Here is a 23,992-nt window from a genome sequence, read left to right on the forward strand (position 1 = left end):
GGGCTCGGGTCCGTGAGAGGGATAGCCCGATACTACGCAACTATCAGACTGACGCAGAGCAAAAATGTGGGAGGCTCCGCCAAGTCTTCGACTTAACGCTGTCGCGCAGCAAACTGGAGCCTATGTGGCGAGCGGGCTTGCCCCGCGTTGGGGTGCGCAGCGCCCCCAATGAAGGGAAACACGGTGTACCTGACACTGCCCGGAGCACGGTTTTGGGGCTGCTGCGCAGCCCAACGCAGGACAAGCCTGCTCGCCACAGGAATGTGGCTGACTGGAATTTCAGGTTTTAAATCAAAAAGTTATTTTGTGTTTGATAAAAGCTGTCGAGCCCCGGCGAGGCAGCGATGGGATCGCCTCGCTCCACCGCCAGCCCCCACCTCGCGCATCAACGCTGCAACCGCGGCCGCCGCTTCTTTTTCGCATGAAAATGCCGAAAATGCGCATCCTGCGCCGCCGCCAGCAACTCCCGATCCCCGCGCGTATCGCCCCAGGCTCTGAGCCGATAGGCTCCCAGGTCCCCATACACCGCTTCAAGGCGCAGCACCTTGTTCTCGCAGCGGCAATTATTCCCCGTGAGCTTGCCGGTCAGCACGCCGTCCACCACCTCAAGCTCGGTCCCGATCAAGCGGATCCCCAGCCGATCGGCAAACGGCTGCAACACCAGCGCTGGCGACGCCGAACACAGCGTGACCACCGCCCCCGACCCCAATTCCTGCTCCACCGACAACACGCCCGCCGGACGCATCAACCGCGCCCAATTACGCTGGCAATACTCCTCGGCCTTGCGCTGCACCCACGTCTTCTCCACCCCGGCCATAAAGGTACGGATCAACTGCGCCTTCAACTCATCCCGACTGATCTGCCGCACCAGAAAACGCAGCCCCGGCACCGCCAGCTTCACGATGCGGCCATAGAACGCGCCAGTGCCGAAAGCAAACTTGAGGAAGGGCACGAAACTGTCGTGGTGGGTGAGGGTGCCGTCGAAGTCAAAGACAGAGAGTACTTTGGCGTCAGCGGGGCCGGCTTCGAGCATGTCTGGGTTCACGGGTTGGCCTCGGTCCTATCGAATATGTTTGAACGTGCATCAGGTGTGACCGCAGGAGTTTACTCCCGTGCCAATCTTCCGACGTTGGCGTAAAGCGCTTCATTGAAAGCATCCCGATCGCTCGACCGGTGACAACGCTGATGGCAATTGGGGCACAAGGCTACAGCATTGGCGATGCGATCCGAACCCTTCTGGGCGAGGTGCTTGACGTGATGTACTTCAAGAAATGGCAAACCGTCGACCTCGAAAGGCGCATTTGAACCGCAGCCTTCGCAAATGCCGTCGGCTTCTTTCAGCACCCAAGCGCGTACCTTTGGGTCACGCACGAAGGCGGTGCTGACGGTGGGCACTTTCTGGGGTTGGGCAATGCCATCCGGCAACATCGGGAAGGGCTGTTGCTGAAGTTTGGCTGCGCGGCGGATGAGCGTTTGTTCATCGGCGGTTTGGGCGGCGTCTTCTGACTCAAACACACCTTGTGCTGCGAGGGCATAGCGGATGCGACGCTCCACGCCAGAACCCACGTTTTTGGCGGGCCTATAGCCTTTGATGCGATCCCACCCCATGCGGACGAGAACGGTGGAGATGTTTTGCATCCGAAATTCGATGGAGCTTTCGGTGCGGCCTGCCGCAGCACCTTCGCGCAGAAGACGGTTTTCGAACGCCTTATTGAACATTTGCCCGTTTTTTTCCAAGACCCACATTTTTAGGTAAGCCTCGACCGCCGCTGCCAGCTCCGCATCGCTCCAATCCGTTTTGTCTTTCTTGATATCCATACAGCCGCCGAGGGTAGAAAACCCTCGGACGATACTGAGTAGCCATTATTGCGTCTACGAAATTTCCTACATGTCGGCCGGAATCGACGGTCTTCGATATTAGTAAATTCGCTTTATTCGGAAAGGCTGTATGAGCTTGCGCCACCACGGCGTCTTTGCTGGATCTTTCCTATAGGTCCGATTTACCAACAGGTACGGCATGTCCCGAAGGCGTATCCAGCCTTCATCCTGCCAATGCAGGAGGTTAAGCGACATTTCTGGCCAATCCAACATACTCAACAGCGGACGCTCCACGGTTCTGGGCTGACGCTCATCTCGCAGCGTCGGAACGACTTCGTGGGTCAGCCAGCTCCGTAATGACCGGTTCCCCGGCACGTAGTGGTAGACCAGCAAGGCATAGGCGCCGGATTCGCTGATCATCAGCATTTCTTGCGGTTGACCGTGGAAGAGCAGCGTTACGGTTTTTCGCTGGTCGTCATCGAGTTTTCGAGTCGTTCGCTCATCCAGATACCAACCCATCAAACGTCCAAGATCGCGAGCGCAGAACCAGGGTTGGTTTTCCAGAAGGAGGGTGTGCAGAGGTAGGTTTTGACGTGTGAATACGATAGGAACAAGGGGATCATGCATGGCATACCTCCGAGGCCAGAGGCGCTTGAACGGCGTTTCTTACGCAGTAGTAAGGCTTCGCGCGGAAGGTGAAAATTCTAGGCATTTTCCATTACCTCTGTGTGATTTCAGCTTTCTTAGGGCTGGGTGCCGGGAGTTAAGAAACCCCACACAGAGGGCCGGACATATTCCCCTTTCGGGTCTTGTATTAGCCCACTCCCGGCATAACAAAGATTTTCGATGCCCACGAGAAAACCGTAGGCACAAAAAAGCCGCTACTGTCGGGTGCGGTCAGTCCGCTGTGTGAGGTGTTTCTTAGGCACCAGGCTAGAAGCGTATTGGCTTCCAGAGTTTCGGTCAAGGCTGAGAACACAGCAAAATTTAATTTTGCTGTGAACTGTATTTTACAAGTTTTCAGATTTCGGCATAACTGTAAATATTCTTGATATTCGCATGGAAGTAACCTCCGGGAGAACCGGCATTTACCAAACCATCAAATTCACTTTCCGGAACCTCATAGTACTCGTAGACTTTTCCATTAAGAAACTCAATTTGGAGTGAAGAGGTAGCAGCGTCATACCCGACACTTGCTATATTGCTGGAGTTTACTGGGATTCTTGCCATTTATATTTCTTCCTTTTTAATTACCTGGTTTCGCCAGGCCGATACTAATGGTTCATAATTTTCAACGGTTCTATCTTGTGCCCAATTTTTTGAGACTTCGGGGTCTTTACTGTTGGGGTACTTGTTTGAAGGAAGGATATTTATCCGACATCTCGTCGGTAGTTTTGCGGCTTCGCCCACTATTATCGCTTCGCCTGTTCTTAATATAGGAAGTGAGTCGATAATGCCGGCTAGTCCCTCAGACATCGCAGATTTTACTATGCCGCGATCAGTAGAGTTGTTAATTCTCAAGGCAATAATTGTTCCGCATTGAGATAGAATTGTTTCATCAATTTCTGAAGGTCGCTGACTTACTATCATTGCCCCCACCCCAAATTTTCTGCCTTCTTTTGCTATACGTTGGACCATTTGTTTTGCTAACCCATCTTCCTTTTTTGATAAGTATCTGTGGGCTTCTTCGAGCACTACCAATAAAGGGCGCTTTCTCATGCCTGTATTGAGGTTTTTTCCCCATATCGAAGATTCGAAAAGTATATCTAGGATGGAGCCTAATAATAGACTTAGGCGAGTGGACGGCATTCCTGAAAGATCTAGAATTGTAATGGGCTTATCGTGCCCTAGCCAGTCCATAAGTAACTGATCCAAATCTTTTCTAATAATTCCATCTTTGTCTGGGGACCAGGGCCCCGGATCCAATAGAAACGAATATTGCGAATCTAGCAATCTGGATTTCATCAGCTCCAGCTGTCTCTTCATTGAGCCTGGGCCTCCCTTATAAGGAGCGGCACCTCCCGTTGCAGGTGGTTTAAAGCGTGGAGGGATTAGTTTTTCCGCATCTCCTTCTCCGTTTTCAATCAAGGCGGGGTTTACATGTTCTTTCTCTTGCCAGTTTACGGTGTCGTCATAATATAACTCATGCCAGATTTTCCTGATTCTATAAGGTAAAGGGGAAAGAGTGTTAACTGATTCTTCAAGAGTATTTTTTATATTGTTTATTTTTATAGAGAGTTTTTTTTCATCGATTGTCTTGTCTAAATATTGGGTTTTCTGACTTTCAGTTAAGTTTCCACATAAAAACTCAATGAGGCTCTCTGGCGACACGCACCAGTATGGAATGTAAAGAGGGTTTTTGCTGTCGGGAAGAACAGAGAATACTTTCGCTATATCTCCAAGGGCGGATTCGTACTCTCCATGGATGTCTATCAACAAAACCCTAGAGGATGGCAGGCGTATTTTTTCGTTTTTTGTGACGAGCGATCTGATGATGGACGCTGTGCTGGTTGACTTTCCTGAACCTGTAGACCCAAGGATTGCCGAATGGCGAGAAACCAATTTGTCTAAGTCTAGACTTACGTCAATACCATCAGAGCTTGAAAGCTTACCGATGGTAAATTGACCGGTTGAGGATAATCCAAAAATTTTCTTTAGGTCGCTATCTACTACGACGTGTACGTCATCTCCGATACTTGGATACTCGCTGATTCCTCTATCGAATTCACCACCTATCATTTCGCCTATTAGTTCTACTTTTATCCATCGGCGACCTTTGGATATTATGGTTTCACCTTCATTGCCAGAAGACTCATTGGACTCCGAAGTGACACCAAAAAGCTGGTTGTAACCAATTGGTATCTTAATAAAGCTCCCGACTTGACCAATTCTGTAGTTTTTACCCTCAATTATTATAATTCCTGACTCCATAGATTCCGCAAGTTCTACTATTATAGAGGAGCTGGAAACTGAGCTTATATTGCCCATGTATGTTGGGTTATTAATCATTTTTTGGCTCGTTCGCGACAGAGAGTTGAAAGTCTATATCGGACTGCCCTTCCTCTCTTGGAGCAGTAGCAGGGGGCTCTATCTCAAATCCAAAGTCGCCACCTGCTGTTGCTAGAAAGCGTGTTAAGGCATTAAAGTCGCCAAGTTGAAATTCTTTGTTTTTGAAGTATTCATCTCTAATAGATTGCCAGTTTTTCGCGGGTAAAATTCCTGTTCTCCAAGGGGCCTCAACTCCGTTTATTATTGCGCCATCTCGGCAGAATAAACTAAAGTTAGGGCAGTTAAATGCAATTTCGCGCGCGTGCGGTTCTTTTTCTAAATTATTATATTGAAATGCGAATAATGCGGTTGAAGGGTTTGCTATAAGGCTTTCAGTTATTTTTGAGGATATGTGTGCATCAGCGAAGGAGAAGCCGGAGGCTATTGTAAGTGTGTCACTTTCATTTAAGAAGTTTTTGAATCTTTCAAATAGTGAAGAAAATGGAGCGGCTTGGGTCTGATCATATTTTATATGAGAGGGGTAAACCATATTTGTATTCGTTGAAAATGGTAGCCTAATCACCTCCTGGTTTTCACTGATTTCCCAGCCTATCGAGCCATGTAGTTTCCATAATCTAACCCAGCGTGGTGGTAGATCATTTCGTGAAATACTTGAGGGGTCGAAAAAGGCGTTTCTTGATCCGCTAAAACCATCAAAATAAGGAGTCTTAACCCTTTCAAGTGCCTGTTCAAGCAGTAAGTCATAATTAGTAGTAAAGATTTCAATGCCGTATCGTCTTTTTATCCCATTTACCCAAGATATTAATTCGGAATATGGGTTTTTTCCAGGTGGCAAATCTTTGTTTACCACCTGCTTAATGGCGTTGCAAATGTTTTCGGTTAGCTGTAAGAATTTTTTGCTATCGTAATCGTGTACTGTAGAACTACCAATGACGTCTGCAAGAGTTCTTATTTTTGACAGAACTTTTTCAAAGTTTTTATCTGGTATCGACTCTTCTATTAGATTGAAGACTATTAAATCGCTTTTCTCTAGGTTTTCTTTGATCGTTTTGGTTAGGCCTACTACGTTCGGGATCAGCGGTTGCCAAGGACCGTCCCCTCCGACATTTATACTAAATGGAGCTCCAGCCCCTAAAAGCAATCCGATTTTTTTCTTTCCGTTAGTGATTACCTGGCGGAAGCCGAACATGTATTGATCAGGGTTGTGTACTGATTCGCTCACTGTATGTCCTTATAAAATAGAAAAACCCCGCAATGGCGGGGTCTCTATTTTCGCTACCCCAACATCCATGCTCAGGTAAAGCGCGATCTACAACAAAATCACCGTATCATCAATCCCAGCTCAACGCACCACCCGTCTGATACTCAATTACACGAGTCTCAAAAAAATTCTTCTCTTTCTTCAAGTCCATAATCTCGCTCATCCAAGGAAACGGGTTAGTCGTCCCTGGATACTCTTCCTTCAACCCAATCTGCGACAGACGACGGTTTGCAATGAACTTGAGGTAATCCTCCATCATTGCCGCATTCATGCCGAGAACGCCGCGCGGCATGGTGTCACGTGCATATTCGATCTCCAGCTGCGTCCCCTGCAGAATCATCTGGGTCGCTTCTTCCTTCATCTCCGCATCCCACAAGTGCGGGTTTTCGATTTTGATCTGGTTGATCACGTCGATACCAAAGTTCAGGTGCATCGACTCATCGCGCAGGATGTACTGGAACTGCTCGGCCACGCCGGTCATTTTGTTGCGGCGGCCCATGGACAGGATCTGGGTGAAGCCGCAATAAAAGAAGATGCCTTCCAGTACGCAGTAATAGGCGACGAGGTTGCGCAGCAGCTCTTTATCGGTCTCGACGGTGCCGGTTTCGAACTTCGGATCGGAGATCGAGCGGGTGTACTTCAAGCCCCAGGCGGCCTTTTTGGCGACCGATGGAATCTCGTGGTACATGTTGAAGATCTCGCCTTCATCCATGGCCAGGGATTCGATGCAGTACTGGTAGGCGTGGGTGTGGATCGCTTCTTCGAAGGCCTGGCGCAGGATGTACTGGCGGCATTCCGGGTTGGTGATCAGGCGGTACACGGCCAGCACCAGGTTGTTGGCGACCAGCGAATCGGCGGTGGAGAAGAAGCCCAGGTTGCGCATGACGATGCGGCGTTCGTCGTCGGTGAGGCCTTCGGGGGTCTTCCACAGGGCGATGTCGGCGGTCATGTTGACCTCTTGCGGCATCCAGTGGTTGGCGCAGCCGTCGAGGTACTTCTGCCAGGCCCAGTCGTATTTGAAAGGCACGAGTTGGTTGAGGTCGGCGCGGCAGTTGATCATGCGCTTTTCGTCGACGGCGACGCGGGCGGCTGAGCCTTCGAGTTCGGCGAGGCCTTCGGCGACGTCGAGTTTGTCGAGGGCGGCCTTGGCGCGGATGATCGCCGCAGAGTCGCTGGCGGTTACGTTGCGCGCTTCAAGGGCAGCCGCGGCGCCGGCGCCGTCGAGGCGGTCCATGTTGGCTTCGCTGGCATGGCCGGCATTGGCGCCTTTGATGGCGACTTCGCCGTCTTCTTCTTTATCGAATTCGTCCCAGCTAAGCATGACGTGTCGTCTCCTGCGTGAGGGCGCAAAGGTGCCCGTGTGAAACCGGATGGTTGGGTGTTCACACGGCCCCAGGGCCGCGGTGGATCTTAAGGAATCGTTTGTTGCAGCAGCTCGCGCAGGCAAAAAAACGGAATGGGCTAACGGGTGCTGCGTGAGGCTTGAGGGGCGCAGGTGCAGGTGCTTGCCCTGGCGATGCCTCAGGTCTGGCTCTTCGTCCCTGTGTAAAGGGATATTGCAGGCCCGATTTACCCGCGCATTATAGGGAAAAAATCGGCTTTGTGTTGTGGCGGATGGTCACGGTGTGGGCGCAGCAAGGTGGGTATTTGGGCTAAGGCGAGGATTTACAGGGGGTTAGCGAGGCAGGAAATTTTTGAGGCGTGGTGGGGGTGGTTTGTTGATGCTGGGGGAGGGCATTTGGCGTGATTGCGGTGGGCTCGGGAGCAGGGTGGTGGCTTGGATCGCTATCGCAGGCAAGCCAGCTCCCACAGTTGACTGGTGTTCCAAGTCAAGAGGCTCTTGGCCGCAAGAGCGCTGTCCTGCGGCGAGCAAGAGACCGGTTATCCGTTGGAGCAACCGCCGCCCATCACGTGATAGTTGAGAATATGCCGCTGACCCTGGGAATCGTCATATTCCATTTGCACCGGTACTACGCGGCATACCTCTGGAACATTGCTCATGTGCACAACTTTCGCGACATCCAGGTGGGTGCTGTAGCTGTAGTCTTCAACAATCGGCGCATTGCGGCCGGCCAGTTCGGTGGGGGCCTCGTCGGCCAGGGCGGCGGTGGCGCACAGGCTGCTGAGGGTCATTACCAGTAAAGCTTTCATCGGGTCTGTCTACCTTTTTCAGGGCGAGAGGGGTCACGAGGCCCTTGTGAGGCCACGCGTGTAACGTGGGAGTTGGGAAGTTCGGATTAACGTGGCCTGGGTGGGGGCTGTTGCATTGTTAATCTCGGTGCCTTGTTGGCGGAGTCGATTTTAGGCGTGCGGGCGCTGTTCATATACCCGTGCTTTTGATAAACACTTTTGGTGGTTTTTGTAACAATCGGCCGATCAAGGTTTTTTCAGCGTGTTGCAAAGCGCCATGGGGCGCGGGCCAGAGCGGCAAGCGCTATGGCGGGGCAATTTGTAGGGTCTTGTTACTACCATCGTCGAATGGTTCTATAGGTCTGGCCCGGCTACAACGGGGCCATACAACAACAACTATGTCACCGAGGTAAGAAAGATGAGTGCGGCTTCCCTGTACCCCGTTCGCCCCGAAGTAGCAGCCAACACGCTGACCGACGAGGCGACCTACAAGGCGATGTACCAGCAGTCGGTGGTCAATCCCGATGGCTTCTGGCGCGAGCAAGCCCAGCGTCTGGACTGGATCAAGCCTTTCACCACGGTGAAGCAGACGTCGTTCGATGATCATCATGTGGACATCAAGTGGTTCGCCGATGGCACCTTGAACGTTTCCTACAACTGCCTGGACCGTCACCTCGCCGAGCGGGGCGACCAGATCGCGATCATCTGGGAGGGCGATGACCCTGCCCAGAGCCGCAACATCACCTACCGCGAGCTGCATGAGCAGGTCTGCAAGTTCGCCAACGCCCTGCGTGGCCAGGACGTGCACCGTGGCGACGTGGTAACCATCTACATGCCGATGATCCCCGAAGCCGTGGTCGCCATGCTGGCCTGTACCCGCATCGGCGCGATCCACTCGGTGGTGTTTGGCGGTTTTTCCCCGGAAGCCCTGGCCGGTCGCATCATCGACTGTAAGTCGAAGGTCGTGATCACCGCCGACGAAGGCATCCGTGCCGGTAAGAAGATTCCGCTCAAGGCCAACGTCGACGACGCGCTGACCAACCCGGAAACCAGCAGCATCCAGAAGGTCATCGTGTGCAAGCGCACCAATGGCGCGATCAAGTGGAACCAGCATCGCGACATCTGGTACGAAGACCTGATGAAAGTGGCCGGCACCGTGTGTGCGCCCAAAGAGATGGGCGCTGAAGAAGCGCTGTTCATCCTTTATACCTCCGGTTCCACCGGCAAACCCAAGGGCGTGCAGCACACCACCGGCGGCTACCTGTTGTACGCGGCGCTCACCCACGAGCGCGTGTTCGACTACCGCCCGGGCGAAATCTACTGGTGCACCGCTGACGTGGGCTGGGTCACCGGCCATACCTACATCGTCTACGGCCCGCTGGCCAATGGCGCGACCACCGTGCTGTTCGAAGGCGTGCCCAACTACCCGGACATCACCCGGGTGGCGAAAATCGTCGACAAGCACAAGGTCAACATCCTCTACACCGCACCGACCGCGATCCGCGCAATGATGGCCTCGGGCACCGCCGCCTGCGAAGGCGCCGATGGCAGCAGCCTGCGTCTGCTCGGCTCGGTGGGCGAGCCGATCAACCCCGAAGCGTGGGACTGGTACTACAAGAACGTCGGCCAATCCCGTTGCCCGATTGTCGACACCTGGTGGCAGACCGAAACCGGCGGCAACATGATGAGCCCTCTGCCGGGCGCCCATGCGCTCAAGCCGGGCTCGGCGGCGCGGCCGTTCTTTGGCGTGGTGCCGGCCCTGGTGGACAACCTGGGCAACCTGATCGAAGGCGCGGCCGAAGGCAACCTGGTGATCCTCGATTCCTGGCCGGGCCAGGCGCGTACGCTGTTTGGCGACCATGACCGGTTTGTGGACACCTACTTCAAAACCTTCCGTGGCATGTACTTCACCGGTGACGGTGCGCGGCGTGACGAGGACGGTTACTACTGGATCACCGGGCGGGTGGATGACGTGCTGAACGTGTCCGGCCACCGCATGGGCACGGCCGAAATCGAGAGTGCCATGGTGGCGCACCCGAAAGTCGCGGAAGCGGCGGTGGTGGGCGTGCCGCACGACATCAAGGGGCAGGGCATCTATGTGTACGTCACCCTTAAAAATGGCGAAGAACCGAACGAAGCGCTGCGCCTGGAGCTGAAGAACTGGGTGCGCAAGGAGATCGGCCCGATTGCCTCGCCGGACGTGATCCAGTGGGCGCCGGGCTTGCCGAAGACGCGCTCGGGGAAAATCATGCGGCGCATTCTGCGCAAGATTGCCACGGCTGAATACGACGGGCTGGGGGATATCTCCACCCTGGCTGATCCGGGTGTGGTGGCGCAGTTGATCGAGACGCACAAAACCATGAACGCCGCGTAAAGCGCAGGAAACACAGAAGGTCCAAGGTGGGAGGGGGCTTGCTCCCGATAGCGGTGGTTCAGTTGAAGCCTGTTTGACTGACACGCCGCCATCGGGAGCAAGCCCCCTCCCACATTTTTTGAATCACATTCCCAGGGCCGATCTGTCTTGCCAATAAATATCCGCTTCTGCGGGTTCAGGCTTACAAGCGTTACCGCCCGGCACAAATGTGTAACCCGCCGCCCAACCCTGAGGCATCCGCCTACATCCCGGCGCGCAAAAGCCGCACTTCATCCCCCTCGGAAATAAGATTTAACACCACACTTGCCGTCCCATAAGGGTTTGCGAATAATAGGCCCGCAATTTGCAGCATCAACAGGTTTAATATCTTTTGTCTCTGCATAAAAATCAGAGGCTGTCAACGTGCTGGAACCGCTTTCTCGGTGCTTCTGTAAATTGTTGTCGCATTGAGGAAATATCGGCTTCCGGCCTGTCGTTAGAATGCCGATCACCCGCTCGTCGTCGCAGGCAGTGCCTGGGCATGGACGCAGCGCCGCTATTCGGTTTCAACCTTCGCCGCATCGTGGGCCATGGCTCATACTGCTGTTTTGCCCTATACCGATGGAGTCCCATGATGAAGAAACTCGTGCTGTTGGGCGCCCTGGCGCTGTCCGTGTTGTCGATGCAGGCTTTCGCTGAAGGCAAGCCTCTGAAAATTGGTATCGAAGCGGCTTACCCTCCGTTTGCCTCCAAGGCGCCGGATGGCAGCATCGTCGGTTTTGACTACGACGTCGGCAACGCCCTGTGCGAAGAGATGCAGGTCAAGTGCACCTGGGTCGAGCAGGAGTTCGACGGCCTGATCCCCGCGCTGAAAGTGCGCAAGATCGACGCGATCCTGTCGTCCATGTCCATCACTGACGACCGCAAGAAGTCGGTGGACTTCACCAATCGCTACTACCTGACCCCGGCGCGCCTGGTATTGAAGGAAGGCACCACCGTCAGCGACAGCCTGGACGAACTCAAGGGCAAGAAGATCGGCGTACAGCGTGGCTCGATCCATGACCGTTTCGCCCGTGAAGTGCTGGCGCCAAAAGGTGCTGACATCAAGGGTTACAGCACCCAGAACGAAATCTACCTGGACGTGGCCGCTGGCCGCCTCGACGGCACCGTGGCCGACGCCACCCTGCTCGAAGACGGTTTCCTCAAGACCGACGCCGGCAAAGGCTACGCGTTCGTGGGCCCGGCTTTCACCGACGTCAAATACTTCGGCGACGGCGTAGGCATCGCGGTACGCAAGGGCGACAAGGAAAACCTGGACCGCATCAACGCAGCGATCGCCGCGATTCGTGCCAACGGCAAGTACCAGGCCATCGAGAAAAAGTACTTCAACTTCGACATTTACGGTCCTGAAACCAAGTAAACCGTCTTAGCTGTCAGTCCCCAATGGCGCAAGCAACAGAGCATTCTGAAGTTTGCGCCATTTTTTCATCCCCCCTTTTCGAGGACCTGAATCATGTTGAAAGGCTACGGGGCCGTTATCCTCGATGGCGCATGGTTGACGCTTCAGCTCGCCTTGTCGTCGATGGCCTTGGCCATTGTTCTGGGTCTGATCGGGGTCGCGCTGCGCCTGTCGCCGGTGCGCTGGCTGGCCTGGCTGGGTGACTTGTATTCCACGGTGATCCGCGGGATCCCCGACCTGGTGCTGATCCTGCTGATTTTCTACGGCGGTCAGGACCTGCTCAACCGCGTCGCGCCGATGCTCGGCTTTGACGACTATATCGACTTGAACCCCATGGCCGCCGGCATCGGCACCCTGGGTTTCATCTTTGGCGCCTACCTCTCGGAAACCTTCCGCGGCGCCTTCATGGCCATTCCCAAGGGCCAGGCCGAGGCCGGCCTGGCGTATGGGATGAGCAGCTTCCAGGTGTTTTTCCGGGTGATGGTGCCGCAGATGATTAGGCTGGCGATCCCCGGGTTTACCAACAACTGGCTGGTGCTCACCAAGGCCACCGCGCTGATTTCGGTGGTGGGCCTGCAAGACATGATGTTCAAGGCCAAACAGGCGGCCGACGCCACCCGTGAGCCTTTTACCTTCTTCCTCGCAGTGGCGGCGATGTACCTGGTGATCACCAGCGTGTCGTTGCTGGCCTTGCGTTACCTCGAGAAGCGCTACTCGGTAGGCGTAAGGGCGGCCGATCTATGATCTTCGACTACAACGTCATCTGGGAGGCCATGCCGCTGTACCTCGGCGGCCTGCTGACCACCCTCAAACTGCTCGCCATTTCGCTGTTCTTCGGCCTGCTCGCGGCCTTGCCCCTGGGCCTGATGCGCGTGTCCAAACAGCCGATCGTCAACGGCATCGCCTGGCTCTATACCTACGTGATTCGCGGCACGCCGATGCTGGTGCAGCTGTTTTTGATCTACTACGGCCTGGCCCAGTTCGAGGCGGTGCGCGAAAGCTTCCTGTGGCCGTGGCTGTCGAGCGCCACGTTCTGCGCGTGCCTGGCCTTTGCGATCAACACCAGCGCCTACACCGCCGAGATCATCGCCGGCAGCCTCAAGGCCACGCCCAATGGCGAGATCGAAGCGGCCAAGGCCATGGGCATGTCGCGCTACAAGCTGTACCGCCGCATCCTCTTGCCGTCGGCCCTGCGCCGCGCGCTGCCGCAGTACAGCAACGAAGTGATCATGATGCTGCAGACCACGAGCCTGGCCTCCATCGTCACGCTGATCGACATCACCGGTGCCGCGCGCACGGTGAACGCGCAGTATTACCTGCCGTTCGAAGCCTACATCACCGCCGGCGTGTTCTACCTGTGCCTGACCTTCATCCTGGTGCGCCTGTTCAAGTTGGCCGAGCGCCGCTGGCTGAGCTACCTGGCTCCAAGGAAGCACTGATATGGAACGTATCGACCACCTGTTGCCCTGGGGTCACCTGGGCTGCGAGCGCCAACTGAGCGTGTTTCGCTTTGGCAGCGGCGAGCGCAAGGCCTATATCCAGGCCAGCCTGCACGCCGATGAACTGCCCGGCATGCGCGCCGCCTGGGAGCTGAAAAAACGCCTTGCCGAACTGGAACAGCAAGGTGCCCTCAACGGGGTGATCGAGCTGGTGCCGGTGGCCAATCCGATGGGCCTGGGCCAGCTGTTACAAGGCAGCCACCAGGGCCGTTTTGAAGTGGGCAGCGGCAAGAATTTCAACCGTGATTTCGTCGAACTCAGCGAGCCGGTTGCGCAGTTGCTGCACGGCAAGCTTGGCGACGATCCCCACGCCAATGTGCGCCTGATCCGCCAGGCGATGAACGACGCGCTCAACGCCTTGCCCGAGCCAGCCAGCCAGCTGCAGGGCATGCAGCGCGTGCTGCTGAGCCATGCCTGTACTGCCGACATCGTCCTTGACCTGCATTGCGACGCCGAAGCCGCACTGCACATGTATGCGCTGCCCCAGCACTGGCCGCAGTGGCGTTCGCTGGCGGCGCATTTGAACGTGAAGGTCGGCCTGCTGGCGGAAGACTCCGGTGGCAGCTCGTTTGACGAGGCCTGCTCGTTACCGTGGCTGCGTTTGTCGCGGGCGTTCCCCGAAGCGCAGATCCCGCTGGCGTGCCTGGCGACCACCCTGGAGTTGGGCGGCCAGGCCGATACCGAGCGTGACGAAGCCATCTTCCACGCCGAAGGCATTCTCGCGTTTCTCGCCGAGCAGGGCCTGATCAAGGGTGAATGGCCCGCGCCCCAGTACGAGTCCTGCGAGGGCGTGCCCTTCGAAGGCACCGAATTGCTGTTCGCGCCCCACGCCGGAGTGATCAGTTACCTGCGTAAAGCCGGTGACCGCGTGGACACCGGCGATGAAATTTTTGAAGTGATCGACCCCGTCAACGACCGTGTGAGCACTGTTTGTGCGGGCACCTCGGGGGTGTTGTTCGCCGTTGAACGGCTGCGTTATGCCCAAGCGGGTTTCTGGCTGGCCAAGGTGGCGGGGCGCGACGCGCTGCGTCACGGGCGCCTGCTCAACGACTGACCACCTGTTTTTGTGAGAACCGACCGCATGTACAAGCTTGAAGTCCAAGACCTGCATAAACGCTATGGCAGTCATGAAGTGCTCAAGGGCGTGTCCCTGGCCGCCGCGGCCGGTGATGTGATCAGCATCATCGGCTCCAGCGGTTCAGGCAAAAGCACCTTTTTGCGCTGCATCAACCTGCTGGAGCAGCCCCACGCCGGCAAGATTCTGCTCAACAACGAAGAGCTGAACCTGGTGGCCAACAAGGACGGCGCCCTGCGCGCCGCCGACCCCAAACAGTTGCAGCGCATGCGTTCGCGGCTGTCCATGGTGTTCCAGCATTTCAACCTGTGGTCGCACATGACCGCGCTGGAAAACGTGATGGAAGCCCCGGTGCACGTGCTTGGCGTGTCGAAAAAAGAAGCCCGCGAAAAGGCCGAGCACTACCTGGCCAAGGTCGGCGTGGGTCATCGCAAGGACGCGTTCCCCGGGCACATGTCCGGCGGCGAGCAGCAGCGCGTGGCCATTGCCCGCGCCCTGGCGATGGAGCCGGAGGTGATGCTGTTCGACGAACCCACCTCCGCGCTGGACCCGGAGCTGGTGGGCGAAGTGCTCAAGGTGATGCAGGACTTGGCCCAGGAAGGCCGCACCATGGTGGTGGTGACCCACGAAATGGGCTTTGCCCGTGAAGTGTCGAACCAGTTGGTGTTCCTGCACAAAGGCATCGTCGAAGAGCGCGGCAACCCGCGCGAAGTGCTGGTGAACCCGCAGTCCGAGCGCTTGCAGCAGTTCCTGTCCGGCAGCTTGAAATAATCCTCACCGCTGGGAATTGCCTTTGCTTTATGTGGGAGGGGGCTTGCTCCCCGCAGCAGTGTGTCAGTCAACACGTGTGTAGCTGCCATGCCGGCATCGGCGGCAAGCCACCTCCCAGATGGATCTTCATCAGTTTTTGAGATTTGTGTTGGTTTACGGGCTAGCATTGGCCCTTGTCTTCATTACCGTTCTTCGTTTCGGATAGCCTCAATGACCGCCCACAAAATTGGTTTTCTCATCTGGCCCAGCACCAAGGCACTGACGCTTGCGCTGGCTGAGGAGGCTTTGCGCGTTGCTCAGCGGGTGCATCCGGAAGTGATCTACGAGCTGTCGTTCCTGCTCGCCGAACCGGCCATGGAAGGCGCTTGGCAGCTGCCGGGCGAGCCGTGGGCGGGCAGGCTTGAAGGCTTTCAGAAACTGTTCCTGCTGGCGGACGAGCCGCCCACCGTCATCGCGTCCCAGCTCAGCAGCGCGCTCAAGCAGCTGGTGCGCGCCGGCTGCGTGATCGGTGGCCTGTCGGCCGGTGTGTACCCGCTGGCCCAGCTCGGTTTGCTCGACGGCTACCGCGCCGCCGTGCACTGGCGCTGGCAGGACGACTTTGCCGAGCGCTTCCCCAAGGTCATCGCCACCAGCCACCTGTTCGACTGGGATCGCGACCGCCTGACGGCTTGCGGCGGCATGTCGGTGCTCGACCTGCTGCTGGCGGTGTTGGCCCGCGACCACGGCGCCGAACTGGCTGGTGCGGTCTCCGAAGAACTGGTGGTGGAACGCATCCGCGAAGGCGGTGAGCGCCAGCGTATTCCGCTGCAAAACCGCCTGGGCTCCAGCCATCCGAAGCTGACCCAGGCCGTATTGCTGATGGAAGCCAACATCGAAGAGCCTTTGACCACCGATGAAATCGCCCAGCATGTGTGCGTGTCGCGACGACAGCTTGAAAGGATCTTCAAGCAGTACCTCAACCGCGTTCCCAGCCAGTACTACCTGGAATTGCGCCTGAACAAGGCGCGCCAGATGCTCATGCAGACCAGCAAGTCGATCATCCAGATCGGCCTGTCGTGCGGCTTTTCCTCGGGGCCGCACTTCTCCAGCGCCTACCGCAACTTCTTCGGCGCCACCCCTCGCGAAGACCGCAATCAACGGCGCAGCAGCAGCCCGTTCGAGTTGTCGTCGGTGCCGTCCGAACGCGGTTGATGGGCGGGCGCGCAGGCTATTGCTCCATCGGATCCGGCGTGACAGGTCGCTGCACCGGATTGCCTGCCGCATCCTGATGAACCGCCTCGATATTCAGGTCATTACCGGTTTGCAGGTAGTACTGCCTGAGGTGATTGAGGCTGCGCGCCGACCAGGGGTTGCCGCTCAGGTCGCACGTGGACTCCAGCGGCCCGCGCAGTTCGAACAGCGCCGCTGGCATGTCCTCGATCAGGTTGTCGCTCAGGTCCACCACACGCAGCTCACGCAGGCTGAACATGCCCTCAGGTATCTGGTTGATGCCGGTTTCTTGCAGGTAAAGCGATTCCAGAAGGCCCGCGTGACGGACATCCGGTGTGCGGCCCAGCGGGTTGCCGCTCAGGTCCAGGTACTTCAGATGCTGTAGGCCCGACAACGCGCTGTTGCTGGCGGGCGTCAAGACGATCTGTGAGTCGATCAGGATGAGCGTGTTCAACTCCGGCAGATTGAATGCCTGGGTGGGAATATCGCCCAGCCTGAATTTGGAAAGGATCAACTGCTGCAGTTTGGGAACGCACTTGAGTAGCCCGTTGACCCCGGTTGTAGTGCCCGCACCCTCAAGGTCAATCACCGTCACATGCTCAAGGCGTGCATTCAAGTGCGGCAGCTCGCCGATGATGGGCTGGTTGAATGTCAGGATATGGCTTCGCCCACTGAGGTTGTCGTCGTCCAGCGCGGTTTCGCGGCGCCAGGCTTGCTCGAGCAGTTGCTTGAACGCCTGGCGATTGAGCTGGTCCTGCGCGCGCGTCTGCAGGTCCAGTGGCTCATCCTGCACAGGATGGTGTTCCGGCGTATCGATGGCCCATTCCTGCAGGTCGGTGCGCATTTGCTCGTATTCCTGTTCAAGCGCCTCGATGGCCGGCTCGGCGGCGTCCAGATCGCCGGGCAGCTCGAAGAAAAAGCGATTGGAGCGCGCCTCCGAGAAGGTGGGGTACAGCGCCTTTATGCGGTCGCGCAACGCGGCAGGCGCATCGGCGCCAAAGTCTTCGCCGGTGCGCTGGCAGTAAGCCTTGATCTGCATGAGCGTTGCCCGCGACAGCGGATTGCGAGAGAGATCGAATGCGTCAGTGAGAATTGTGGACAGTTGGAAGGCACTGTCGGGGATCTCCACGATCTGGTTACCACTCAGGTTGACGCTCAGGCGCTCGATGGCCGTCAGCAGGCCGTCGGGAAACTGTTTGAGCTGTGTGTCCGCCAGGTTGATCTCGGTGAGGGTGGGCATCGCGCCAAAGTCGGGGGTCTGACCCAGCGGGTTCTGGCTCAGGTTCAACTGCTTGAGGTCGTTCAAGGTGGCCAGCAACCGGGTGCTTCGGTCGGACAGGGTCAGGCTGCAACGGTGCAGGCTCAAGGAGGATAGTTGCGGCAGTTCGAAGATCGCGTCGGGCATGTCGCCGACGTTGTAGCCTTCGATCGACAGGTCGTTCAGTGCCGGAAAACCTTTGAAGAACAATGACGACTGCAACGGAAAACGTTCGTCCGCCCCCACCAGGCGCAGTTGGCTCACATGATCGAATTGCCCCTCGAGTGGCGGGAATTCGTCACCGATGGGGCTCAGAATTTCCAGGGCATAAGTGGTCAGGATCCGCGAGCTGCTGTGATTCACGTTCACTTCCCGGCGCCAGCAGGCTTTGAGCGACCCGACCAATTGCTGTCGGCGGGTCTGCTGTGCTGCGGTGTCGGCTCGACCGGCCCAGGTGTCGAGCCGGGTGGACAGGTCTGCGTATTCGGCCTCCAGCCGTGCCAGTTCAATCTGACCCATTTCCAGCGTGCCCGGAAGCCCGAAGATATAGCGGTTGACTTGCGCATCGGTGAACGCAGGAAATAGCTGTTTGACTTGACGTACTTCGGTGGCCGGGGCGTCTATCTGCCAGTTCAAGCCCGTACGCTGGTAGAACGCCTTGGCCTGCTCAAGGACGTCGCGCGACAGTGGATTACCCGAGAGGTCGAAGTTTTTCAGGGTGTCTTCAGGGAGGGTAAAGAACTCGGCAGGCAATTGAGTAATCCGGTTATTGGACAGGCCCGCCATTTCCAGTGCCGGGCGCTTGATCAAGCCCGCGGGGAGTTGCGACAGGCGCGTTTGCGATAACTCCAGATACTGCAGATCGACCATGGTTTCGACGCTGGGTGCAAGCTCCAGCGGATTACGGAACAAGTCCAGGGTTCTGAGCCGGTTGAGCGCGGCCAGGGTGTTCAGGCTGTCGGCGTTCAGTGTGATGCTGCAGTTGCTCAAAATCAGAGCATTGAGGTTGGGCATATGGCTGACGGCTGGCGGCAAGTGGCCCAGCGCGGCATCGGTGATGCTGAGGTGGCGAAGCCTGGGAAAGCTGCGCAAAAAGCCATCGGCGTTCAGGGCTGACAGCTCGCCCTTGAGCTCCAGATAGGAGACATGCTCGAAACTCATCCGCAGTGTCGGCAGCTCGCCGCTTTGCGCTGCGTTCACAATGATTTTCAGGCCGTTGCGGGCCGGTGGCTCAAAGTAGCGGTCCGTGGGCGTTTCCTGTCGCCAGCCGCGCACTATCTCCTGCATGAACAGCCGGCGACTTTGCACGGCGTCGGCATAATCCTGGCGGCTCAGCGTGACCTCGCTGTCCGGGTAACGACGCGGCGTGCTGGCGACCCAGCTGTTCAGGTCGTAACCGAGCTGTGCGTACTGATCGCGCATCGCGGCCAATTGAACCCTGGCCCCGCCCGGGCTGCGCTCCAGTTCGGTGAGCAGATTATCTAACTGTTCGTCGCTCTGGGCAGGAAACAGCCGTCGGGCCAGTGAGCGTGCGTGCTCAGGGGCCCCAGTGTCTGCCGGCGGGTAACGTTCCATGCCCAGCAGGCGCAGATGGGTGCGCGTATCGGTGGGTATGGGGGCGGGCTGGGCAGTGATGAGCTTGCGCGCGGACGAACGTTCCAGAGCATGGGTGCGCAAGGTTTGCTTGAGGCGCGAGCCTTGGCCGATGTGCAGGTTCACGGCATTGCGCTCGGCGTCGGGCAGCGCCTGGAGAACGGCGGTATAGAAGTCGGTCTCGCCAAACACCGGGCCTTTTTCGTCGCGCGGGATGTAACGGCCTTCGGGTGAGCGCTCCAGTACTCGCGCAAGACGCGCTCGGGGTTTGCCGATAGCGTCAATCAACGTGGCGTCGGGATGGCGGATCTCCAGGCGCAGCCTTTTGGGCCAGCCGGGCAAGCGTTGCAGCGAGTGCAGGGCCAGTCGGTGCGTGTCCAGATTGTCCGTGGCCTGCAGGTACAAGCCTTCGTAGGCACGGGTGACCCGTGCTTCGTCGCGCAGCGCCTGGGCCAGCTCGCGCAGACGCGCGGGCACGGTGCCCTGGTCGACTTCCTTGAGTTCCAGGCCGCTGGCGCCGTCGAGCAAGGCTTCGCTCGCGCTGCGCGGCAGGCCAACGGTGGTGTCGATCAGCAGCTGTTGACGCGCGTTGCTGGGGTCGCCCACGTTCTGGTAGCGCGAGTTGAAGAGTGCGCGCCGGTGCAGTTCGGCCAGGCCCGCGAGTTTTTTCCTCAGCTTGCCGGCACGGGTGTGCACGGAGGTGACCGGGTCGCCGAAGGCTTCGCCCAGCAGGGTCTTGCGTTGCGGTTCGTCGAGGGCTTCCAGTACGTTGTTGAGCAGGTCGCCGTTCTTGAGCTGGGCTTCATGCAGCTGCGCCACGCTGGCGTTTTCATTGCCGGTCATTTCCCAGACGGTTTTGCCCTCGGCGTCTATCACCCGCAGGGTCTTGGTCTGAGGCCACAGCCCCAGGTTGGTGAGCAGTTGCAGTTGGGTCTGGGCATCGGCCTTGGCGTATACCGCCGCGTCATCGCTGTTCATCTGGTCGATGAAATCCTGCAGTGCCTGGTCGATCTTGAAGCGCTCAAGTGTGTCGGTCAGCAGCGGTGGCGGCTTGTGCTGGTTGAGGTGCATCGAGCGCAATGCGCCTTCGTGGGTGTCGCTGATGTGGCGAATATTGGCCAATTGCTGGTCGTTGAGCGTATGGGTATGGGGCCCCTGGCGTCGCATGAGCGTGGTTTCGTCCCAGTTCCACGGCGTGTCCAGTTCGGTCAGCCAGGCGCCCTTGCCGTTGCTCATCAGCGGCGGGCGATAGGCATTGGGGCGGGTGGGGTGATGCAGGTAGGGCTGCCCGGTGACCGGGTCGGTTTGCACCACATAGGGCTTGTCGGCGAGCATCAGCACCTTGACGCCACTGTGGCTGTGCAGGCCCTCGGCGTCGGGATAGGCCGTTTTGCCAAGCCGGATGTCGTGGGCGTAGGGCTCAAGGTCAGGCTGCCAGAGCCGTGCCTTGCCGTCGGGGAGAGTGACGGGCTTGAGACTGTCAAAAAACTTAACGCTGGTGGCGGGCAGCGCGGTCCGCAGCACGCTCGTTGCGATGTGCCCGCCCACGGCGAACGTGCCCAGTTGCAGCACCTGTTCGACGAACGAGAACAGGTGTTCAAATCCCTCGCGCGTTTGGTCGGCGGTCCAGTCGATGACGCCTTCGATGACCTCGTCGAGCATCTGGTATGCGCTGTAGGCAAGCATCAGCAAACCCACCGGCGGCACGAACGGCGCGGCGATGAAGGCCACTATCTGCAGGACCTGCGAGGCGACTTTTTCGAGGATGTCCCAGCGTTCCCAGCGTGCCTTTTGGTCAACGCGGGCGGTGGGTACGGCGCGACTGCGGCCATCGTTGTAGACCTTGCTGAGTTTTTTCTGGAACAGATGCTTGAACAGGTCGCCCTTGATCGGCGCGGCACCGAACATCAGGCGTGGACGCTCAACCGGCGTTTCGCGCCAGGACGGTCGTGGGTCACCGCGTGTGTGGGGGTGCCAGGTGACCCTGGACAGCCGCTGATTGAGGTGGGCGAAGAAGTCGCCACGCTCGGCATGGTTGACGAAGCGACTGAAGAATTGCTGATACTCGGTGCTGCGCAAGTGGTTGCCCAAGGCAGTCATGAAGGCGACGAGTGTCGGGTATTGTTTAAGCGGCGCGTGAGGATCATCCGGAATGTAGGCGGTGACGCTGACCGGGTGAGGACGCTCCAGGTCTTCGGCGAACAGCACGATGCCGCTCAGGGGGCTGGACATGATCGAGAGCTCATACGCCAGCAGTGGCGCGCAGCTGTCGCGGCGGCCCTGGGCATCAAGCAACGCTTGCAACCGTTGGTAGGTCTGGGCGTCGAGCAGGTCCAGCTTCATGCGCGCCATTTGCAGCGCGACGTTCAAGTCTGCCAGGTGATGTTGCTTGAGGTGCCTTTGCAGCGTGTCTGCGGCCACCGGGTTTTTTTCGTCAAAGTACGCCTGCAGGTAACGCTGGTACTGACCGCCGAGGTCCAGTTCCCGGCATAGCGCGGTGAACTGCGCCACGCTCATCAGCCGATCAAGCGCGGGCAGGCTGTCGAATTGACCGCTGGGCGTGGGCTGGGTAATGAAGCCCGATGACGCTTCGTAACGTTCGTCCTTTTCAAAGTTGTGCAGCGCGGCGTCCAGCAGGGAGACCGTCCGGGTTCTGGCGCCGCCGGTGCGGAGGGGGAACCAGGGGACGCTCTGGGGAATGTAAAGCCTCAGAAAGGTGGTGCGCACGTCGTTCTCAATGCCGAGGCGCTGTTGCAGCAGCGGGGCGCCGAAGTCCTCGGGGGATTTCAGGCTGGCCATGGCGCGGTCCACGGGGATCCTGGCTTTCCAGGCCGCGCTCACGCGGTGTTTCAGGCGTTCGTGTTCCTGGGGGCTGGCAATTTTGTACCAGGGGGGCAGGGCGAGTTGCACCTTGCCAAGCGTGGCGCGGTGGCTGGGCGACAGGTCTGTCAGCCAGGCGGGTATGGCCTGCTTGAGGATGTCCTCGTGCAGGTCGCGGTAGGTGAACGGGGCCGGGAGTTGGATGGGCAGCGTGGAAAGTGTCACGGGATCAGGCCTTTACTGGAGGATGATGCGTACCAGCAGACCAATATTTACAGGCCCCCTCGCGGTAGATACATAACCGGTCCAGCGTTTAAACTGCGCCATTGCGATGCTATATGTCGCATTGGCGTAAACCCGCCTGAAACCGGGGTTTGCGCTATAAGAAGTTGTCGCTTGGCGGCAAGGCCGCGCTTGAAACTGTCCCTACAATCCCTGCATCGTCCGCCAGTTCCAGGCGGGCGTTCCTCTTCAGGAGACTCCGATGTCCGTTGAGCAAGCCCCGGTGCAACGCGCCGATTTCGACCAGGTGATGGTGCCCAATTACGCACCCGCCGCCTTTATCCCGGTGCGCGGCCAAGGATCGCGCGTGTGGGACCAGGCCGGTCGCGAGCTGATCGACTTTGCCGGCGGCATCGCGGTCAACGTGTTGGGCCATGCGCACCCGGCGCTGGTCGGCGCGCTGACCGAGCAGGCCAACAAGCTGTGGCATGTGTCCAACGTATTCACCAACGAACCGGCCCTGCGCCTGGCGCACAAGCTGATCGACGCCACCTTTGCCGAGCGTGTGTTCTTCTGCAACTCCGGCGCCGAAGCCAACGAGGCCGCGTTCAAGCTCGCCCGTCGTGTTGCGTTCGATCGGTTCGGCAGCGAGAAATACGAGATCATCGCCGCGCTGAACAGCTTTCACGGCCGGACCCTGTTCACCGTCAATGTCGGCGGTCAGTCCAAGTACTCCGATGGCTTCGGGCCTAAAATTACCGGCATCACCCACGTTCCTTATAACGACCTGGCCGCGCTGAAGGCTGCCGTGTCGGACAAGACCTGCGCGGTGGTGCTCGAGCCGATCCAGGGCGAGGGCGGCGTGCTGCCGGCCGAGCTGGCTTACCTGCAAGGTGCGCGCGAACTGTGCGATGCGCACGACGCGCTGCTGGTGTTCGACGAAGTGCAAACCGGCATGGGCCGCAGCGGCCACCTGTTCGCCTACCAGCACTACGGCGTGACCCCGGACATCCTCACCAGCGCCAAGAGCCTGGGCGGCGGTTTCCCGATTGCGGCGATGCTCACCACCCAAGCGCTGGCCAAGCACCTGGTGGTCGGCACCCACGGCACCACCTACGGCGGTAACCCGCTGGCGTGCGCGGTGGCCGAAGCGGTGATCGACGTGATCAACACCCCGCAGGTGCTGGCGGGTGTGAGCGCCAAACACGCGCAGTTCAAGGCGCGCCTGCAGCAGATCGGCACGCAATACGGCATTTTCAGCGAGGTGCGTGGCTTGGGTCTGTTGATCGGTTGCGTGCTCAGCGATGCGTTCAAAGGCAAGGCCAAGGACGTGTTCAACGCGGCCGAGCAAGAAAACCTGATGGTCCTGCAAGCCGGCCCGGACGTGGTGCGTTTTGCGCCGAGCCTGGTGGTGGAAGAGGCGGATATCAACGAAGGCCTGGATCGTTTTGAGCGTGCGGTAAAAACGCTGACTCAGGCCTGACAGCTACACCGATCCAATGTGGGAGGGGGCTT

Annotated in this window: 17 protein-coding genes; 8 read left to right on the forward strand and 9 right to left on the reverse strand. The window is 58.1% G+C overall.

Annotated features, from left to right (window positions below):
* Window positions 1–385: 385 nt before the first annotated feature.
* The 8 genes from TU75_RS18285 to TU75_RS18305 form a co-directional block, all read right to left on the reverse strand.
* Complete coding sequence (locus tag TU75_RS18285; protein ID WP_003237904.1) at window positions 386–1,033, reverse strand: HAD-IB family hydrolase; 648 nt, start codon at window positions 1,031–1,033, stop codon at window positions 386–388.
* A gap of 71 nt (window positions 1,034–1,104) precedes the next feature.
* Window positions 1,105–1,818 (reverse strand): HNH endonuclease, encoded by a 714-nt coding sequence (locus TU75_RS18290; protein ID WP_060549688.1) that lies wholly within the window; start codon window positions 1,816–1,818, stop codon window positions 1,105–1,107.
* Window positions 1,819–1,917: 99 nt separating this feature from the next.
* On the reverse strand, window positions 1,918–2,445 hold the full coding sequence (locus tag TU75_RS18295; protein ID WP_060549689.1) for a BRO-N domain-containing protein: 528 nt from the start codon (window positions 2,443–2,445) through the stop codon (window positions 1,918–1,920).
* A gap of 393 nt (window positions 2,446–2,838) precedes the next feature.
* The gene (locus TU75_RS27885) at window positions 2,839–3,048 is read right to left on the reverse strand and encodes a KTSC domain-containing protein (protein WP_141719172.1); all 210 of its coding nucleotides are present in this window, start codon (window positions 3,046–3,048) and stop codon (window positions 2,839–2,841) included.
* Window positions 3,049–4,827 carry an ATP-binding protein gene (locus TU75_RS26780; RefSeq protein ID WP_169895605.1) on the reverse strand — a complete coding sequence of 593 codons (1,779 nt, stop codon included), beginning with the start codon at window positions 4,825–4,827 and terminating at the stop codon, window positions 3,049–3,051.
* The gene (locus tag TU75_RS26785; RefSeq protein WP_082630460.1) at window positions 4,820–6,049 is read right to left on the reverse strand and encodes an SIR2 family protein; all 1,230 of its coding nucleotides are present in this window, start codon (window positions 6,047–6,049) and stop codon (window positions 4,820–4,822) included. The genes TU75_RS26780 and TU75_RS26785 overlap by 8 nt, the downstream gene beginning before the upstream one ends.
* 109 nt (window positions 6,050–6,158) lie before the next feature.
* Window positions 6,159–7,409 carry a ribonucleotide-diphosphate reductase subunit beta gene (locus TU75_RS18300; RefSeq protein WP_060549690.1) on the reverse strand — a complete coding sequence of 417 codons (1,251 nt, stop codon included), beginning with the start codon at window positions 7,407–7,409 and terminating at the stop codon, window positions 6,159–6,161.
* 560 nt (window positions 7,410–7,969) lie between these two features.
* Window positions 7,970–8,239: a DUF2790 domain-containing protein gene (locus TU75_RS18305; RefSeq protein ID WP_003233536.1), complete on the reverse strand. Its 270-nt coding sequence runs from the start codon at window positions 8,237–8,239 to the stop codon at window positions 7,970–7,972.
* Between the two features lie 397 nt (window positions 8,240–8,636).
* Here TU75_RS18305 and acs point away from each other — a divergent pair, with 397 nt between their 5' ends.
* The 7 genes from acs (at window position 8,637) to argR (ending at window position 16,566) form a co-directional block, all read left to right on the forward strand.
* Window positions 8,637–10,592: an acetate--CoA ligase gene (gene acs / locus TU75_RS18310; protein ID WP_060549691.1), complete on the forward strand. Its 1,956-nt coding sequence runs from the start codon at window positions 8,637–8,639 to the stop codon at window positions 10,590–10,592.
* Between the two features lie 613 nt (window positions 10,593–11,205).
* Entirely contained in the window at window positions 11,206–11,991 is a 786-nt protein-coding gene (locus tag TU75_RS18315; RefSeq protein WP_060549692.1) for an ABC transporter substrate-binding protein, read from the forward strand.
* A 93-nt stretch (window positions 11,992–12,084) separates the two neighbouring features.
* Window positions 12,085–12,774, forward strand: a complete 690-nt coding sequence (locus tag TU75_RS18320) for an ABC transporter permease (RefSeq protein WP_003233531.1) — start codon at window positions 12,085–12,087, stop codon at window positions 12,772–12,774.
* A complete protein-coding gene (locus TU75_RS18325) occupies window positions 12,771–13,469 on the forward strand; it encodes an ABC transporter permease (RefSeq protein ID WP_060549693.1) in 699 nt (232 codons plus the stop codon). Before TU75_RS18320 ends, TU75_RS18325 begins: the two co-directional genes overlap by 4 nt.
* Before the next feature lies 1 nt (window position 13,470).
* Entirely contained in the window at window positions 13,471–14,583 is a 1,113-nt protein-coding gene (locus tag TU75_RS18330; protein ID WP_060549694.1) for a succinylglutamate desuccinylase/aspartoacylase family protein, read from the forward strand.
* Between the two features lie 27 nt (window positions 14,584–14,610).
* Window positions 14,611–15,375, forward strand: coding sequence for an ABC transporter ATP-binding protein (locus tag TU75_RS18335; RefSeq protein WP_003233525.1), 765 nt, complete (start codon window positions 14,611–14,613; stop codon window positions 15,373–15,375).
* A 210-nt stretch (window positions 15,376–15,585) separates the two neighbouring features.
* Window positions 15,586–16,566: a transcriptional regulator ArgR gene (gene argR / locus TU75_RS18340; RefSeq protein ID WP_003233524.1), complete on the forward strand. Its 981-nt coding sequence runs from the start codon at window positions 15,586–15,588 to the stop codon at window positions 16,564–16,566.
* Between the two features lie 16 nt (window positions 16,567–16,582).
* Here argR and TU75_RS18345 read toward each other — a convergent pair whose 3' ends face one another.
* Window positions 16,583–22,480, reverse strand: a complete 5,898-nt coding sequence (locus TU75_RS18345) for a leucine-rich repeat domain-containing protein (protein WP_060549695.1) — start codon at window positions 22,478–22,480, stop codon at window positions 16,583–16,585.
* Window positions 22,481–22,739: 259 nt separating this feature from the next.
* On the opposite strand from TU75_RS18345, the gene TU75_RS18350 reads away from it, so the two are divergent.
* Complete coding sequence (locus tag TU75_RS18350; protein WP_015372778.1) at window positions 22,740–23,960, forward strand: aspartate aminotransferase family protein; 1,221 nt, start codon at window positions 22,740–22,742, stop codon at window positions 23,958–23,960.
* Window positions 23,961–23,992: the final 32 nt, after the last annotated feature.

Source organism: Pseudomonas poae (assembly GCF_001439785.1).
In the GTDB taxonomy this organism is placed as follows: Bacteria; Pseudomonadota; Gammaproteobacteria; order Pseudomonadales; family Pseudomonadaceae; genus Aquipseudomonas; species Aquipseudomonas poae.